The sequence below is a fragment of the Comamonas sp. genome (genome assembly GCF_009360615.1).
Lineage (GTDB): Bacteria > Pseudomonadota > Gammaproteobacteria > Burkholderiales > Burkholderiaceae_C > Comamonas.
This window is the reverse complement of sequence record NZ_SPEY01000119.1, coordinates 1-14,590: the sequence shown is the minus strand read 5'-3', so window position 1 is coordinate 14,590 and position 14,590 is coordinate 1. Positions and strand designations below refer to the sequence as shown.

General features: G+C 59.5%; 12 protein-coding genes. 1 reads left to right on the top strand and 11 read right to left on the bottom strand.

Features of this window, described 5'->3' with window-relative positions; translation table 11 throughout:
• Positions 1 to 1,623: 1,623 nt before the first annotated feature.
• Positions 1,624 to 2,874, bottom strand: coding sequence for an integrase arm-type DNA-binding domain-containing protein (locus tag E2583_RS24145; RefSeq protein ID WP_291599427.1), 1,251 nt, complete (start codon positions 2,872 to 2,874; stop codon positions 1,624 to 1,626).
• A gap of 409 nt (positions 2,875 to 3,283) precedes the next feature.
• On the opposite strand from E2583_RS24145, the gene E2583_RS24140 reads away from it, so the two are divergent.
• The gene (locus tag E2583_RS24140) at positions 3,284 to 3,766 is read left to right on the top strand and encodes a thermonuclease family protein (RefSeq protein ID WP_291599445.1); all 483 of its coding nucleotides are present in this window, start codon (positions 3,284 to 3,286) and stop codon (positions 3,764 to 3,766) included.
• A 325-nt stretch (positions 3,767 to 4,091) separates the two neighbouring features.
• Here the strand turns inward: E2583_RS24140 and E2583_RS24135 are convergent, their stop codons facing one another.
• The 10 genes from E2583_RS24135 to E2583_RS24090 form a co-directional block, all read right to left on the bottom strand.
• A complete protein-coding gene (locus E2583_RS24135) occupies positions 4,092 to 4,586 on the bottom strand; it encodes a hypothetical protein (RefSeq protein ID WP_291599425.1) in 495 nt (164 codons plus the stop codon).
• The gene (locus E2583_RS24130; protein ID WP_291599423.1) at positions 4,583 to 5,137 is read right to left on the bottom strand and encodes a glycoside hydrolase family protein; all 555 of its coding nucleotides are present in this window, start codon (positions 5,135 to 5,137) and stop codon (positions 4,583 to 4,585) included. Before E2583_RS24130 ends, E2583_RS24135 begins: the two co-directional genes overlap by 4 nt.
• Complete coding sequence (locus E2583_RS24125) at positions 5,130 to 5,450, bottom strand: holin (RefSeq protein ID WP_291599421.1); 321 nt, start codon at positions 5,448 to 5,450, stop codon at positions 5,130 to 5,132. Before E2583_RS24125 ends, E2583_RS24130 begins: the two co-directional genes overlap by 8 nt.
• A gap of 94 nt (positions 5,451 to 5,544) precedes the next feature.
• Positions 5,545 to 5,847, bottom strand: a complete 303-nt coding sequence (locus E2583_RS24120; protein WP_291599419.1) for a hypothetical protein — start codon at positions 5,845 to 5,847, stop codon at positions 5,545 to 5,547.
• A 1-nt stretch (position 5,848) separates the two neighbouring features.
• Complete coding sequence (locus E2583_RS24115) at positions 5,849 to 6,169, bottom strand: hypothetical protein (protein ID WP_253233170.1); 321 nt, start codon at positions 6,167 to 6,169, stop codon at positions 5,849 to 5,851.
• Position 6,170: 1 nt separating this feature from the next.
• Positions 6,171 to 7,502 (bottom strand): hypothetical protein, encoded by a 1,332-nt coding sequence (locus E2583_RS24110; RefSeq protein WP_291599415.1) that lies wholly within the window; start codon positions 7,500 to 7,502, stop codon positions 6,171 to 6,173.
• 203 nt (positions 7,503 to 7,705) lie between these two features.
• Complete coding sequence (locus E2583_RS24105; RefSeq protein ID WP_291599413.1) at positions 7,706 to 13,225, bottom strand: host specificity factor TipJ family phage tail protein; 5,520 nt, start codon at positions 13,223 to 13,225, stop codon at positions 7,706 to 7,708.
• Positions 13,216 to 13,620: a hypothetical protein gene (locus E2583_RS24100; protein WP_291599411.1), complete on the bottom strand. Its 405-nt coding sequence runs from the start codon at positions 13,618 to 13,620 to the stop codon at positions 13,216 to 13,218. The genes E2583_RS24105 and E2583_RS24100 overlap by 10 nt, the downstream gene beginning before the upstream one ends.
• Positions 13,620 to 14,081: a DUF1833 family protein gene (locus E2583_RS24095; protein ID WP_291599409.1), complete on the bottom strand. Its 462-nt coding sequence runs from the start codon at positions 14,079 to 14,081 to the stop codon at positions 13,620 to 13,622. Before E2583_RS24095 ends, E2583_RS24100 begins: the two co-directional genes overlap by 1 nt.
• Positions 14,078 to 14,431, bottom strand: coding sequence for a hypothetical protein (locus E2583_RS24090; protein WP_291599407.1), 354 nt, complete (start codon positions 14,429 to 14,431; stop codon positions 14,078 to 14,080). The genes E2583_RS24095 and E2583_RS24090 overlap by 4 nt, the downstream gene beginning before the upstream one ends.
• Positions 14,432 to 14,590 lie beyond the last annotated feature (159 nt).

Below are 14,590 nucleotides of genomic sequence, written 5' to 3'. Positions count from 1 at the left end.
CTCACGGCTGCGAAATCATGGCCAAAGATTTGGAGGGAATGAATAGCCTTCCGAATACCCCTGAGGTAAACACTGCGCGTGCCGCGAAGTTGTACGCATACGCCAACAGAGGCTGCGGAAAAGCCACAGAGGCTCACAAAAAAGAATTTCTCGACTCGTATCGCCAACTTTCATCAGAATGCAAGCGAGCCCGGGGCAGAAACTGCGACCCGTTGAAAGACGCTGAACGCCCGTCAGCTCAGGCGAGCAGCGCGAATCCCCTCTCCCCGGATATCAACGGGAGCGGCCGCAAGGCCGCGCGCCCAGTGACAAATGCCAACGATAGCGTGCGCCCCATTTGGCCTTCGGACATGGAGCCCGGCAACATCTATTTCGTCGTTGAGAGCGGCTTCGAACAGGACGCTCCCATTATGGTTTCAGCCTCCAGTGGACAAGAGGCTGTGGCTCGGGTTCAAGCCGCTCGGGCAAACGACCGTTATCTGCGCCCCGCCACCTATCAACTCTTGGCAGGCCGGGAGTGCATTGGCCCGGCCTGGGGAGCTGTAGTTAGCAACGCGGGCGGTTCTCGTTGGGGTGGCGCTTGCGCCAAGACACCAGCCGCGGCCATCGAAGGGGCATTTGCCGGATGCCGGCAAGAGAACCCGCAAAGCCAGAATTGCGAGCTTGAAGTTTCCGTCGTGCTGGCACTGAGTGGCAATACCTCATGGAGCCCCGGAATCAGTTCCGGTGGTCACAATGGCCTACGCGGTAGATTTGGCTCATACAACGCACAGACCTGGATGGAGCAGTACACACAGAGTCCCGTCAAAAGCATGCAGCAGGCGCTTACGGGTTTTGACAAAGCATGCGCCGATGGACGGCCATGCTACAAGACCTCATCAAATATGGGCTGCATCCACACAACCCCACATTCAGAGACGCTCGAAAAGTGCATGGACAGGAAGCTGACACCTGCTGGATTGAGCGGCTCGATACGTAGCCGCATACGCTAAGAAAATTCTGAACGCAGAACTACTGGACGACCTGGTTCGCTATGTCACCCGGCAATCCCTCATTGAAGTGTGCACGGGCCACATAACCATTTCAGGCCGGGGCAGTAGGCTGTCAGCGCCGGTACCACCTCAGCTTCTACTGTTGCCTCCCAACCACGCAACCTTTGATTGCGAGATGGTGCAGTACAGTGGGAGAGCAAAAGGTGGCTTTGAATCACTCCGACCCGGGGCGATTCAGGGCTCACTTGCCACGCCATCAGCAAACATCGCCTCAATGACTGACTCATCCACCCCGGCCTGAGCGAGAAGCGCGCGCGAATCCGTTCCGCGGAGTACCGGGGTACGCAACTGGGGAGCTAAAAGCTCACTGGAGGTAACACCGACCCCGGGCACGGGTAGCCACGCAGCACGTCCAAGATGAACTTCTCTTCAATGGCTTGGCGCACAGAATACACATGGAAGGGCACGGGCGTGCCGTCCGTGCCCGTTCGCCCAAACAGCTCCATGATCTGGGGTTTAGGCGTCGCCGTAAAAGCGTAGTACGACACATTGATCGGTCACGGGCGCAAAATCATGCTGCTAAAGCATCCACTCGTAACACACAATCCAGTGCCCTATTCGCTGGCTTGTCTCACATAACTTTGTTTTTTTGTGGAAACTCGATCACGGCAGCACCCTCGCGCAAGCGATCCAAGTAATCAGCCCACTGCTGAACCTGATCGAAGCGCTTTGCCAAGTACTTCGTCCGGTTGTAGCTACGTCCGTTGGCATCCTTGACGGCATGCGCCAGATTGGCCTCAATCGCCAGCGGATCAAGGTCAAGCTGATCGACCAACATGGTTCTGGCACTCGCTCGAAAACCATGCCAGCTTTGCTCTTCGCCAACTCCCAGGCTGTACAGAGCTGTACGCACAGAGTTATCGGACATTGGGCGGTCGTGGTCACGTTGACCAGGGAATACATATCGTCCACGGCCACTAAGCGGCAGCAATTCACGCAGCATCGCCACAGCTTGCTTTGGCAGTGGCACCACATGCGGTTCCCCATTTTCTTTTTCCTGCACGCTACGCTTCATCTTGGCGCTAGGGATCTTCCAAAGCGCTGCATCCAGATCCAATTCTGCCCACTCCATCATCCGAAGATTACCTGGGCGTTGATAAAGCAAAGGAGCTAACAAAAGAGCTGTGCGTACAAAGGGTCCACCTTTATAGGCGTACATGGCTCGCAGAAGCTCCCCAAAGCGCTGGGGCTCCACAATCGCAGGAAAGTTCGAGCCTCGATATGGAGTCAATCGAGCTTTCAGGCCTTCGGTGATGTCACGTTGAGTATTGCTGGCTGTTGGTAGCCAGTAGCGCCAGACCTGCCGTGCCAACATCAGTGCACGGTCAGCGGTCTCCACAGCCCCGCGCGCTTCCACCTTCTGTAGCACAGCGAGTAACTCCATGGGCTGGATCTGCGCCATTTCCCGTTCACCAATCCACGGGAACAAGTCGCGCTCCAGTTGACGATGCATTCGCTCAGCATGACCTGGGCTCCAGCGCGGCACCTGCTTTTCGTACCATTCCAGCGCCACCGCTTTGAATGTGTCAGCTACCCCAGTTGGGTTGACCAATTTTTCCAGCTTGCGTGCCTTAGCGGGGTCGATGCCTTCTGACTTCTGCAACCGAGCAGCATCCCTAGCTTTCCGAGCAGCAGTCAAACTAACTTCCGGATAGCGGCCTAACGCCAGGCGCCCCTCTTTACCATCTTTTCGATACTTCCAGAACCAGCGTCGAGAGCCTGCAGGGCTGACCTCAAGGTAAAGGCCGCCTGCGTCAGAAAAACGCTCTCGCTTGGCACCGGGGGAACAAACTGCGTTTCGGCACTGTGCATCAGTCAACATAGAGGGAACAAATCCTCTCACAAAGGCCTCCCCCAGAGGGGAAAGGGGGAACAATAGTGGGTAAATTTACCATTACCCCCGCTTGTTCCCCCAACTGTTCCCCCTCTATGCATTGGCAGCAATGAAATCACTTAAGACATAAAAAGACGATAAGTCATTGATTTCTCAAAAGAAAAAGGGTTTCAATGAACTTCATTGAACCCCTTTGTACAGGTGGATGGTGGAGCTGGCGGGAATTGAACCGCCGTCCGCACTTTACGGAGCAAGGCCTCATTCGATTTGGTGTGAATTCTGTGTGAATTCCAGCACCCACCAAAATCAATCCAACACAACTTCAGGCAATGAAAATGGCGTCTGCAGGCCGGTTAATTATTGCCAACTGCAACTGGAAAAATGCAACACTGCCACCATGATCGCAGCCACTCTTCTCTGCCTCATCGTCGGCATCTCAGACGGCGACACCCTAACAGCGCGATGCGGCGAGCCCGGGCAATATGAACAGGTCAAAGTGAGGCTGCAGGGCATTGACGCCCCAGAGCGTAAGCAGCCGTTCGGTGAGCGGGCCCGGCAAGCACTGGCCGAGCTGACGTTTCAGAAAGAGGCCGAGCTGCGGTGCAATAAGCTCGATCGCTACAAGCGCCACGTTTGCAGCGTGTGGGTCAAACCTGACGAAGCACCAGAACCCGTCAAGACTTTGGACGCAGGCTTGGCCATGGTCACCCAGGGCATGGCCTGGTGGTACCGCTCCTATGCCCGCGAGCAATCTCCGCAGGAGCGTGGGCAGTACGAGTTTGCTGAGCAAGAAGCCAAGGCGCGCCGGGCCGGCCTGTGGCGAGATCCCGAGCCAATTGCGCCTTGGGAGTGGCGACAGAAGATTCTTGGCAAAAAATAATGCTGCAAGTAGGTATGATAATCGACGCTTAACAACACCTTTATTCTTATCATGTACTGCTACATCGCTCCGGAAAATGATAATAACAAGCGCATCGTGCACAACCGCCTTGATTGCGGCGACATGAAACCCGTGCATGAATGCAGGACATCTGTATATTCCGAAGATCCGGACGAAGCATTAAGAAAAGCTCGAAGCCAAGTTCCATCTGATGCAAACATGATGGAACTCTGCAAAAAATGCTTTCCATAAAAACATAAGATTCAAATTGCAAGTTTGAACTGCTAAAAAGCCCCGACACCAATCACGGTGCCGGGGCTTTTTTCTATTTTGGCCATGCCTCGCTGATCAGTCCTGCATCAGCTGCGTGGCCTTCAGCTTTGCGCGCGAGCTCTCCACCAGCTTCTGCCAATCGCTGACCTCCTGCTGCCATTGCTTCGAATACGGCTGTGCAGGTTGAGGCGTACTCAGCGAGGGAGCCTCGGTTTGCACGCTTGATCCTGACAGGCAGGTCGGCGAAGTCGCCGCGCAGCCCTGCAGTAGCGCTGCGAAGATCAAGCAACAACTTGCCAAGGTCTTGCTGCGACTGAGCGTTTGTCCGCTGTGTTTGCTGGAAATTTGATAGCGCATCGCGGAATCCTTGTTGGGTGCTATGAAGGTCTTGGACAGCCTGTCGGGTCTGCTGCAGCTCTTGTGAGGTCTGAGCCAGCTCAAGCTTTGCTATGTGAGCATCGGCCCGCCAGCCGTTGACGGCCCAGCCTGCTGAAAATGCGAGGATCAGTAGCATGCCTATGGCTATGGAATTGGCCCTATCTGTCATTGGCTGACCTCATCCAGGCACAAGGTGCGCTCAGCCTGCCGGCGGTTCTGTAGCCCCTGCACATACTTGCCATCAGCAAATGACCAGTTCGGCGCCCCACTCGGAGTCCGGGCGATCAGGTTGCAGCCAGCCTCTACGTTGCCCTGGTTGATCTGGCGAACAGCCTGGGAGCCGCACGCGCCCTCCTTTCCCACGTTGACGGCGAACATGGTCAGGCCGATCAGGCGGTTGGCCGTCAGATAGTCCCAGTTCACACAGCCCAAGACGGTGTAGCCGTACTCGAGCAACGTGGTCTTGTTGACCTCCTGGCATTGATCACTGGTCAGCTTTGCGCCTGGCGTGGCCTTCCAGTCCGTGCGGCCTGCGCAGAACGTGGGAACTCCGTTGGCCAGCTTGTCCTTGTAGACGTGAAGAATGTTGCCTTCCCAGCGTTCAAGGGTCGTGTACGCCAGCGGGCTGGTCAGGGCCGCCAGCAGTGCAGCCGGGATCGCGCCCTTCCTGGCCAATGAGGCAGGAATGCTTGGTGCCTTGGGCATTGAGACCTCATTCATGCTCGGCCTCCTCAGTTTCCTTAGCCGGGGGCATGATCGGCGCACCTGTCGTGCGCATCAGCGTCATGCGCAAGTCGCTTTCTGCTTTATCCCGAAGGTCAGCAGCTGCCGCACGATGGTCTGCAGCTGCGGCCCGCTTGTCCCTGCGCCAGGACCAATACTGACTGCAGAACCAACCCAAGATGCCAACGATGGCACCAATCGTGATGCCAAGCTCTGAAATAGTCAGGCCGCCAAGCACAGCGCCGGCGGCCCCTCCATATGTTGCTGTCTTGCCTGCAACGATTGCGGCATTCTCCAGTGTTTCGTTCATGGACTCCCTCCACCGTAATGAGCACCAAAGCAGCCGGCAAGACCGGATGCCATCGACATAGCTCAGGGATGCTAGGGAGGGAGAGGATCTAAGATCAGGCCCTCGCTGGTACCGCAACGCACACATAGACGACGAAGCAGGAGACTACCGGGACCAACGCGTCCATGGAGCTGGCCCAGTTCCAGACCCTGGGGTCAAACCCGCCCCACCAGGGCATGCCCGCGCGGTGCCCGCCCGCAAATGCCTGAATCCATCGGTACTCGGCCTGGGTGTGCTCGCGCGCCAGCCACCAGCTGCAGGCCAGCGCGCCACCCAGCCACCAGTTGCCCACCACCAGGCCGACCAAGGCCTGGGCAAGCAGGGCTATCAGCGCATGAATCAAAGGTGTCCAGTCCATCTCAGCCACCCTGGTTTTGTAGTTGCAGCTTCAGTGCAGCTACTTGCGCTTCGAGATGAGCAATGTGCTGAGCGGCAGTAATCGCCTCTTCTTTCAACACGGAGTTTTCTTGGACGGCAGCGAGATAATCAGCAGAGACGACGCTGCTGATTTCCGGTACCACCTCCGAATAATTCTCTGCACTGAACGCTGTGCGGTGAATGCTGGGACCAGAAATCACCACCCCATCTTCCACAATAGAGGTGTGCCACGACACATTAATAGAGCGGGAAGGAAATACGATTTCCACCGAATTGAGAGCAGTTACTTTTTCGAGCGACATATCAGACCTCATAGTGACCAGAAAGATAGATTTGCGATGTGTTGCCAACTTCAGAAGATGGGAATGCGCCGCTTGTGGTACCCCCAACTGCTCGCTTCAGAAAGTCGACAGTGGCAGCAGCCACGTTATGAAAAGCGCGGAAGTCGTAGGCAGCGGTATCAGACAAATTGCTGTAGTACCCGATAGTTACTGCACCCCGCGCCACCCTGGCGTTTGCCACGGAAAAAGGCAAACCATTCATGCGAAGCTGGCCAGCCATTCCAGATGTCGACGAGAGCTCAATAACGGCCGTCCAGAAAACGACGCCACCAATCCTTGTATAGCGACCCGCATTGATCGCGTATGTATTGGTGCCTGCCGCAGTGACTCCGACAAGCGTCGGGGTAAATGTTCCTTCTTCGTAATAATCGAGCGTGTTGGCGTTGGAGCTGAGCGAATTCGTGAGGCGCAGATTGGGAGCGGAGGGTGCTCCAGTGAACGCCGGCGAGTTGAGGTCTGCCAGGCGTTTCCAGTCTGCGAGCACTGGCCCTGCAGTTGTATAGCCCCGATACCATGCAGATGCTCCCGCACCAGCACCACTGACACCCAACTGCACTGGGCGTAAGCCGCGCGAGACACTGACTCCCGAGAACGCTTCGCCACTCACCGGCGCATTCCCAGAAGCCTGGCTGTCGGCAGCTTCCGCCGTAATGAATGTGGTCGGAGAGCCATTGCCGATACTGCCGGGCAACACCTTCGGATATCCGCTTGCAACGTCGCCAAAGCGCTCCTGCCCCAACCCGTACTGCTTCATTTGCAAAAGCGATCCGGCAGTGGTTTGTATGGCCGTATTGTTCGCCCCTGCCGCTGGCGTCGGTGCAGTCGGCGACACAGAAAAATTCATCACACCTGCGGAATTCAGTGTTGCTCGGACCGCACCGCCGGTGATGAACTCCAGCACATTGCCGCCGGGCAGGTTGACGCCCGTGTCCTCGTCAGCAGTCGCGCGCAGACTTGGTGCAGCCACTGTCCCAGCTGCAAACTTCCCTTTACCCGCCGTATCGCGCACCGTTGCGTAGCTGTTAACCAGCTCCGCGGCCTGGGCTGCCAAGTCACGGATATAGCTTTGCGTGGGCATCACCGCATAGCTCTGGTTCGAGGCCGTAGGTCCCTTGTAGTTGGGGCTGACGCGCAGGCTGGTGCCGCTCACGATGGACGTGATTTCATAAACCTGCGAATCCGGACCCAGAAAGGTCTCGCCAATAGACACAGCATCCACCCATGCGGTGCCTGTGCCTGTAACCACGTTGCTGTTGTTGGTCACCGTGACGGTGCCAGTTCTGTACCAGGCCATTTCTGCTCCTTATGGATTGGTGCTTGTCGGAATGGGGACGGCATTACCGTCCACGATGAGGTGAGAGGTATCCGAAACGTCGATGCCAACCGGGACACAGACCACACCAGGGGGCGTAATCTCCATCACGACGGATTCGGGGCACTCAAGGATCTGAAAAATGGCGGTCTCGCCGGCACGGTGCATTGCGTAGCGCATGAGAGTTACCTCTTGTGGAGCGTTGCTTGTACAAACACATTGGCTGACGGGGTCTGCCCTCCAGCGCTCAGCCGAAGCTCAATGGAGCGACCAGCACCGTTTCCAGAAAACGCGAATGCGAAAGCACCATTGCCCGGGTAATTCAGGCTTCCAATGACGATGCTTTGGACAGCCCCTCCGTCGACATACAGCGTCAAATACACTGCTTCATCACGAAAATTCATGAAATTGAAGGACCCGCCGTAGTGAACGACGCATGTCATCGCGCCGTCGAACGCTGGTACCCACAAAGCCGTGTATGTGGACGCAGACTGGGCAAACAACGGCACTGCAGCCGCGTTGTCCTCCAGGTTCCCGGTAGTGATCACTTTTTGCGCCGTGATCGTGCCGCTGAAGGTGCCCGATGCGCCGTAGAGGCTGCCGGAGAAGGTTGCATTACCGTTCTCGATCCGAAGCCCCGGCGCATAGATATTTCCGCTGCTCTGGATCTCGACATACCGGCCGTTATTGGCATTGCCCAACAAGATGCCGTTCGGACCAATGTGAAAGCCACTCTGCCCCGCAGGCGGCCAGGCGTACCCCCAGAAGCCTCCCGCGTTCAAGCCATTTCCATTGATGGTGATGCCGCCAATGGTGCCTGCCGTGCTGTAGATCGTTCCACGCACGATGACGCCAGAGAATTCAGCCATCCCGTCAGGGCGCATCGTCCAGCCGCTAGAGCCGGCTACGTAGTTGCTGGATTTCAGCGTGCCGCCAATCACACCGTTGCCGGCTGTAAGCTGGCTGGCACTGATGGCCGTGGCCTGGATCTTGTCCGCCAGCAAGGTGCCAAAGCGCCCGAAGAGCACCGTCACGTTGTTGATGTAGGCAGCATCCATATAGACGCCGGCAGGCACCACCACCCCATTGATGGTTTGCTCAGTGGTCTGCACCGTGAACGGCTTGACGTTGGAGACACCCGCGGGCGAGCCGGCGGGCGCGGCGATCCAGAACGAATTGGCCATCACGCCATAGTCGATGCGCGGGCCAGACTCCTCAGAGGAGGTGCCCGAGATGGCAACGCCACCCACCACCAACTGGCCGCCCTGCGACAGTTGCATACGCAGCGAGTAAAGCGCGCCCAGGTATCCCGTCTGGTCCGTGCGAACAGACTTTTCTTCGGCAATAGCCGCAGACACCTCCCCGAGATCACCATCGACCCGCGCAGCCAGCTGCTCCCGCGCGAAGGCTTCAGCAGCGATATCTGTAGCCCGCACCTTCGACTCTTGCGACAACGCTGCAGCTTGCTCATCCACCGTGGCCGCAAGCTCGGTGCGGGCCGTGGCTTCGGCAGACAGCCCTTCCTCCACCTTGGCCGTCAGCTCAGTCCGCGCAAACGCCAGCGCAGTGTCGGCCGCATTACGCGTCTGCTCGCCACTCAGGATGTCGCGCAGCAAGGCCTCGGCGGACTTTTGCGCATCGCGCTCGGCCTTTTTGACGGCAATCACCGTTGCCGTGATGGCCGGGGCATCAATGGCGCTCAGCTGAATCTCAGCGCTGTTCATGCGCTCATTGAGCAATCCCTGATCCGCTTCATATTCAGCCCGTGTGACCCGCAGCGCGATCTGTCCATTGAGCGCATCCAGATTGCTCTCGGCCGCTGTGAGACGCACCATGGCGCCCTGCAGCTCCAGTGCACTGGCCTTCTGAGACAGCTGGCCGTTGATGCTGTCGAGCTGCTGAGTGACTTCGACAATGCGGGCATCGAGGCCCTCATAGAGAATCAAGTCTGCAGGCGACAGGGTGGCATCGGCAATTGCACCATCCACATAGGCAGTGGTGGCCTTGAGCACCAACTGCCCTTGCACCGCATCGAGCAGCACTTGGAGCGTGGTCACATGCTCATTCGTCTGCTCTAGACCGTAGATCTTGACCTGGCCGGTGGCCGGATCGACATACACGCCGGCGTCGGTGATGCGCTCGAGCGCCTTGTCAGCGGCCAGTGCTGCCTCGAGCAGTCCCTCGGCCATCTGATTGATGTTGCCGCGCACAGACTGATTGAGTGCGTCCTGCTGCTGAGCAGCCGTGACCAGGCTGCGCCCGAGCGGGCCGCTTTCCTTGTCCAGCAGATCGATGCGCTGGCCCAGGCCGCTGGACAACCACGATTCAGAAATGTGGCCGCCCAGCGCCTCTTGCACCTTCTGCAGATCCTGTCCGGTCTCCACCACCACGGGACCGGCCGGCAGATCGGACAGCACGCCATCAACGGACTGGTGCTTGGCCCAGATGCTCCAGGCGGTGGCCGGGTCGCTGGCAAAGGAGGCAGGCCCACCAAAGGCCTCGGCCACCTGGCGCGCGGCTGAGAACTGCGCCCCGGCGCCCTCGGCCGCATAGATGATGGTGCGGGCATGGCCGTGGCCCTGGGCGTAGTTCGCCACATCCCATGTGACCTGCACGCTGGTGAACATACCCACCGCAGCAAGGCCCGTCACTTGTGGCGGTGGCGTCAGATCCGGCTGCTGAATCTGATCAAAGCTCTGGTCCAGGGCGATGTCAAAGCGCACGATGCCGTTGGCCAGCTGCCCAGCGGTGTCGATGGCGCGCAGGCCAAAGGTCCATAGGCCAGCCTGCGGCTTGGTCGTCTCGAACTGCGCCGTGTAGACATCGCCTGCCTCTCCCAGGGGCTGCATGTCATCCCACATGTCCACGCTCAGCGGGATGTCGCCGGGCAGATAGCGGATCTGCACCCCGGCCAATGCCGCAGGCTTGTCGCTGGCGTACAACCAGGCAAAGCGGCGCAGACCACCAGTCACCTGCTGGACCACAAACGTGCCAGGGTTGCGCGGGGGCAGCTGCGTCATCGTCGTGATGTAGAGCAGCGTTGCCGACTGCCCGGTCTGGCCGCTTGCATTGAACGGGCGCACGACAATCAGCCACTCGCCAGCCCCATCGATGCGGAAGGTGCTGCGCGCGCCCTGGGCGTTGCCGTCCACCATGCGCAACTCGGAGCCGTCACGGCCCGCCCAGACCTGGGCATGGTCGCAATTGCCCTCCACATCCCAGATGCAAGACAGCTCGTACCACTCGGTATCCCCCTGCAGATTGACCTTCTCGGACACGCGCAGGTTCTTGACCACGGGGCGGCCCAGCTGGGGAATGCTGCTCTGGTTGGGCGCGGGAACATAGGTGCCGTTGAGCACGTAGTCCCAGAATTCGGGGCCTTCGGGCACGGCCGTAACGCGGGCACCCTTGAGATCCGACTCGGGATCGATGCCGGTCACGCGCACGCGATAGCCTGGCGTGGCCTTGAAGTCGTAGCACCACAGCGTGTCATGCGCGGGGTTGCCGATACCTTCGCCGGGGAAATCCAGATCTTCGGGCCACTCGCCCACCAGGGTGACGACATCCGACTCTGCTGCCAGCTGCTGCACGGGCCACACGCGATAGTCGCGCGCACCAGGCACACGCAGGCCGATATAGGCCGTTGCCAGGGGCGGCACCGACTCATCCAGGGTCAGGCGCACTTGGGTGCCGATGCGCTGAGCGGCCATCACCCGGCCACCGAAGCCCCATTGGGTCAGGTCGTGGGAGACCGACAGCACCGACAGCCGGCGATAGTCCAGATGCTCGATGTCCGCCGTGAAGTGAACGGTCTTGTACTGGTACAGGCTCTGCGCTAGGTGGTAGCGCGCCATGACGGCGGCATGAGCCTCGCTGGTGATGCCCTCGCCAGTCACGCGGGCAGGGCTGAGCATGGTGGTCACACCTGGGGCCATCACGCGCAGGGTCGTCATCTCCCAGGTGTCGCGGCTCAGCCATTGGTATTCAATGCCGTCGGCAGCATTGCTCAGCGCGTAATCCACGCTGAAACCGCCCTTGAGCATATTGGCCATATTGACCACGGCGCTATTGGGCTGGCCGTTGGTCACAAAGACGGCCGTGGGACGGCTGCCATCGGTCCAGGCGAACTCACCCATGCCGGCCAGAGCCACCTCCTCGCAGAAGGCACCCAGCGACATGCTGGAGGTCACCCACTTGTCGTAGGTGTAGCCGCGCGCTGCGCAGTGCAGCATGAAGGCCTTCAGGCCCTCGATGTCGATCTGCTCGTCGGACAGGCCAAACCCGAATTGCAAGATGCGCTGGCCCTGGCCATTCGTCACCCACACGCCACGCAGCGCCTGCAGCAGAATGGCGCCAGGGTTGGACAGACCGTCTGCGCGCGTGGTGGCCGTGGCCCATTCGGTGCCCGTCCAGATGGGCATAGGCTTAGCGCGATAGGTGGCGCGCACTTGGTCCAGGCTGCCGTTGAGCTGCCCGGAAGCGCGGATCTTGATGCCGATGCGGCCCCACTGGCGGTAGTCGGTGGTATCGGACTGAACGCTCTTGAGTGACACCCAGGAGAACTTGCAGGCGTCGGCAGAGCCGCCCTCGTTCCAGCGCGGCACGCCCAGCTTGGCCCGTACCTCATACTGACCAGGCGCCACATCAAACGAATGGGTGCGGCGCAGGACATCGGTGCTGGCATTCGTGATCGTGCTGGTGGCCAGGGTGGCCCAGGCAGACGAACCGACCAGTCGGGCCTCAATCGTCAGATCAACCGAGTTGGGCTTGATGTTGTTCTTGTTGTCTACGTCGTAGAGCTGCCCCTCGATGTCCAGCTGCAGCACGCCGGCACCGGCCGAGCCCGTGCGCGTGATCCAGTCGCCGCCGTTGACGAACTCCGCGCCGGCGATGGCATCGACGTTGCTGTACAGCGGGACATCCTGGCTGGGCATGCCGGGAAAGCCGTTGTAGTAGAGGCTCACATCGGAATAGTTGCCAATGGGCGTATCACCGACGGCGAGATCCGCGGCGCTGTGCACGTTGATGCCGCCGAGCAAGATAGTGCTCAGATACTGGTCGTCGCCCTCATACCAGGCATAGGCCTTGCTGGCCAGGTCGGGCGTCACGCGCATCTCGCCCCAGAGCACAGGGATGGGCTCATAAGGCCGCGCGGTGTTTCGCTGGTCGCTCAGGCTGTAGATCTGCTTCTGGGCCTGGGATTGAACAGAGGGGATCTTGGGGCCCAGCACCTTGTTGATCAGCACCGATCCAGCAATGAACACGCCGACCTGGATTGCAGAAAGGTACATCCCCGCTGCAGCCGTCACATACGTCCCGCCAAGGGCTCCGTAAATGCCGCCGGCGATGCCGCCAGAAAAGTAGGTGAGTGCAGCCAGGGCCACCAGTTGCAGCGCACTCTTGCGAAGCACGGCCCGGCAGGCGATCAACTGCCCATGCTTGGGATAGGTATGCGCCCACATGGCCTCAGGCACCATGGCACCGCCAATCATGACCGTCCAGGCTCCAGAGCGGATACCGGGCACATGGCGCTCGAGGAAGGCTGCCAAGCTCTCGCCAGGCTGCAGGTCGGCCGGCACGTTGCGCTGGCCGTCCAGCGTCAACGCGTTGGGCGAGACAACCAGACGACCCGCCATGTCCAGCACATCGGCGGGCGCCCCGCCAACGGCAGCCACAGCAGCAGATTCAGCGCGATTCAGTTCCATCGGTAATAGCCCTCAACAACCAGGCCGAAGCCCTGCAAATCCTGCGCCCGGTGCAGCACAGACGCGCCCAGCTTGTGGGAGGTGTGCAGCACATGCGGTGCGTAATTGGTAAACACGTAGATGCCGATATGGCCGGCCTGTGTGGCATCAAAGTCGCGCATAAGCACGGCATCGCCGTCCTGGGGCCGCTCTACCGCCGTGCCGAGCTCCGCGCAATAGCCCGCAATGGCTTCAGCTTGCGCGTCCAGCTCAAGCGGCCGAGCACGCTTGCCGGCCAGCACCACCACGCGGCCGAACAGCTCACGCTGCACCAGCAGAGCCAGGTCTGCACAGTCCATATGGCGCGGGCAATAGGGGATGCCGATAAATCGATCCAGTTGCAGGGCATCCAGCATCAGAAGATCCCCGGCAAGGTGTGAGGATTGGCAATCTGCAGGCATGCCGCGCGGCGCATGAGCTCGTCCACACTGCATGTGGCCTGGGCAGATGCCCCGCTGATACTCACACTGGACATGGGCAGCCAGTAAACGTGCTGGTGCACATCTGGCTGATCGCGCGGCACGATAATCAGCTTGGCCATCGTGGTGGTGCCCGGCAAGCGGCGCTCGAGCTCGTCACTGACGCCCCGCCCCACGTTGTCCATGGTCAGGCGCATGCGTGGAGCCTGGCCGGACACATCGTCGGGAAGCGTGAAGCCAAAAGGCAGGCCGATATAGCTGATGCCGCGGCTCACGAAGTCCTGCCCGTCGTTGCAGATGTGCATGGACTCCGAAAAGCTGGGGTTGCTCACCTCGAGCAGCTCGATATGCCCGACATCGTCGGTAACGCGCTGGTTTCGCGTGCGAAAGTCGTTCATCGCAGGTACTCCAGGGTGGCTGTGCGCTGCGCAACAGCAAACCCTTGGGCCAATGGCACCAGCTCACCCAACGCCCCACCTTTGAAGCGCACAGAGCGCACAACACCGCCCCGCGTGTCGTACCAATTGAAAAAGCCGATGCGTCGGACCGTATTGAAGTACCAGTCCTCGAAGGCCTCCGTGTCGGCCGCAGATTTGAACTGCAGCGTCACTTCGACCTGCTTGACCACACGCGCACTTGTAACGCGGAGCTTGGATAAGCCCCGCTCCATCTCCGACGAAGCTACGGCCGGGTCAAATGACTCCGGTCGGGAGAAATGAACAGTGACGTAAGAAGGTAGCGATGCCATGCATAGGCATGCTAGGGAGCGAGGTCAGCTGTTTTTGAGTACAGGAAAGCGACCTGTCAAAGAGAGGGTGTGCAGAATTTTGTGTAAACGGACAATCAACCGCCGGCGCAAGCCGGCCTGTCCGTAAGCACAATGAGCACCAAGAAACACGACGTACCC

What these genes read in the sequence shown, in the direction of transcription:
- E2583_RS24145 (WP_291599427.1), bottom strand. Translation starts at nt 2,874, where the DNA reads ATGTTGACTGATGCACAGTGCCGAAACGCAGTTTGTTCCCCCGGTGCC.
- E2583_RS24115 (WP_253233170.1), bottom strand. Translation starts at nt 6,169, where the DNA reads ATGTCGCTCGAAAAAGTAACTGCTCTCAATTCGGTGGAAATCGTATTT.
- E2583_RS24105 (WP_291599413.1), bottom strand. Translation starts at nt 13,225, where the DNA reads ATGGAACTGAATCGCGCTGAATCTGCTGCTGTGGCTGCCGTTGGCGGG.
- E2583_RS24140 (WP_291599445.1), top strand. Translation starts at nt 3,284, where the DNA reads ATGATCGCAGCCACTCTTCTCTGCCTCATCGTCGGCATCTCAGACGGC.
- E2583_RS24120 (WP_291599419.1), bottom strand. Translation starts at nt 5,847, where the DNA reads ATGGACTGGACACCTTTGATTCATGCGCTGATAGCCCTGCTTGCCCAG.
- E2583_RS24130 (WP_291599423.1), bottom strand. Translation starts at nt 5,137, where the DNA reads ATGAATGAGGTCTCAATGCCCAAGGCACCAAGCATTCCTGCCTCATTG.
- E2583_RS24110 (WP_291599415.1), bottom strand. Translation starts at nt 7,502, where the DNA reads ATGGCCTGGTACAGAACTGGCACCGTCACGGTGACCAACAACAGCAAC.
- E2583_RS24100 (WP_291599411.1), bottom strand. Translation starts at nt 13,620, where the DNA reads ATGCTGGATGCCCTGCAACTGGATCGATTTATCGGCATCCCCTATTGC.
- E2583_RS24135 (WP_291599425.1), bottom strand. Translation starts at nt 4,586, where the DNA reads ATGACAGATAGGGCCAATTCCATAGCCATAGGCATGCTACTGATCCTC.
- E2583_RS24125 (WP_291599421.1), bottom strand. Translation starts at nt 5,450, where the DNA reads ATGAACGAAACACTGGAGAATGCCGCAATCGTTGCAGGCAAGACAGCA.
- E2583_RS24090 (WP_291599407.1), bottom strand. Translation starts at nt 14,431, where the DNA reads ATGGCATCGCTACCTTCTTACGTCACTGTTCATTTCTCCCGACCGGAG.
- E2583_RS24095 (WP_291599409.1), bottom strand. Translation starts at nt 14,081, where the DNA reads ATGAACGACTTTCGCACGCGAAACCAGCGCGTTACCGACGATGTCGGG.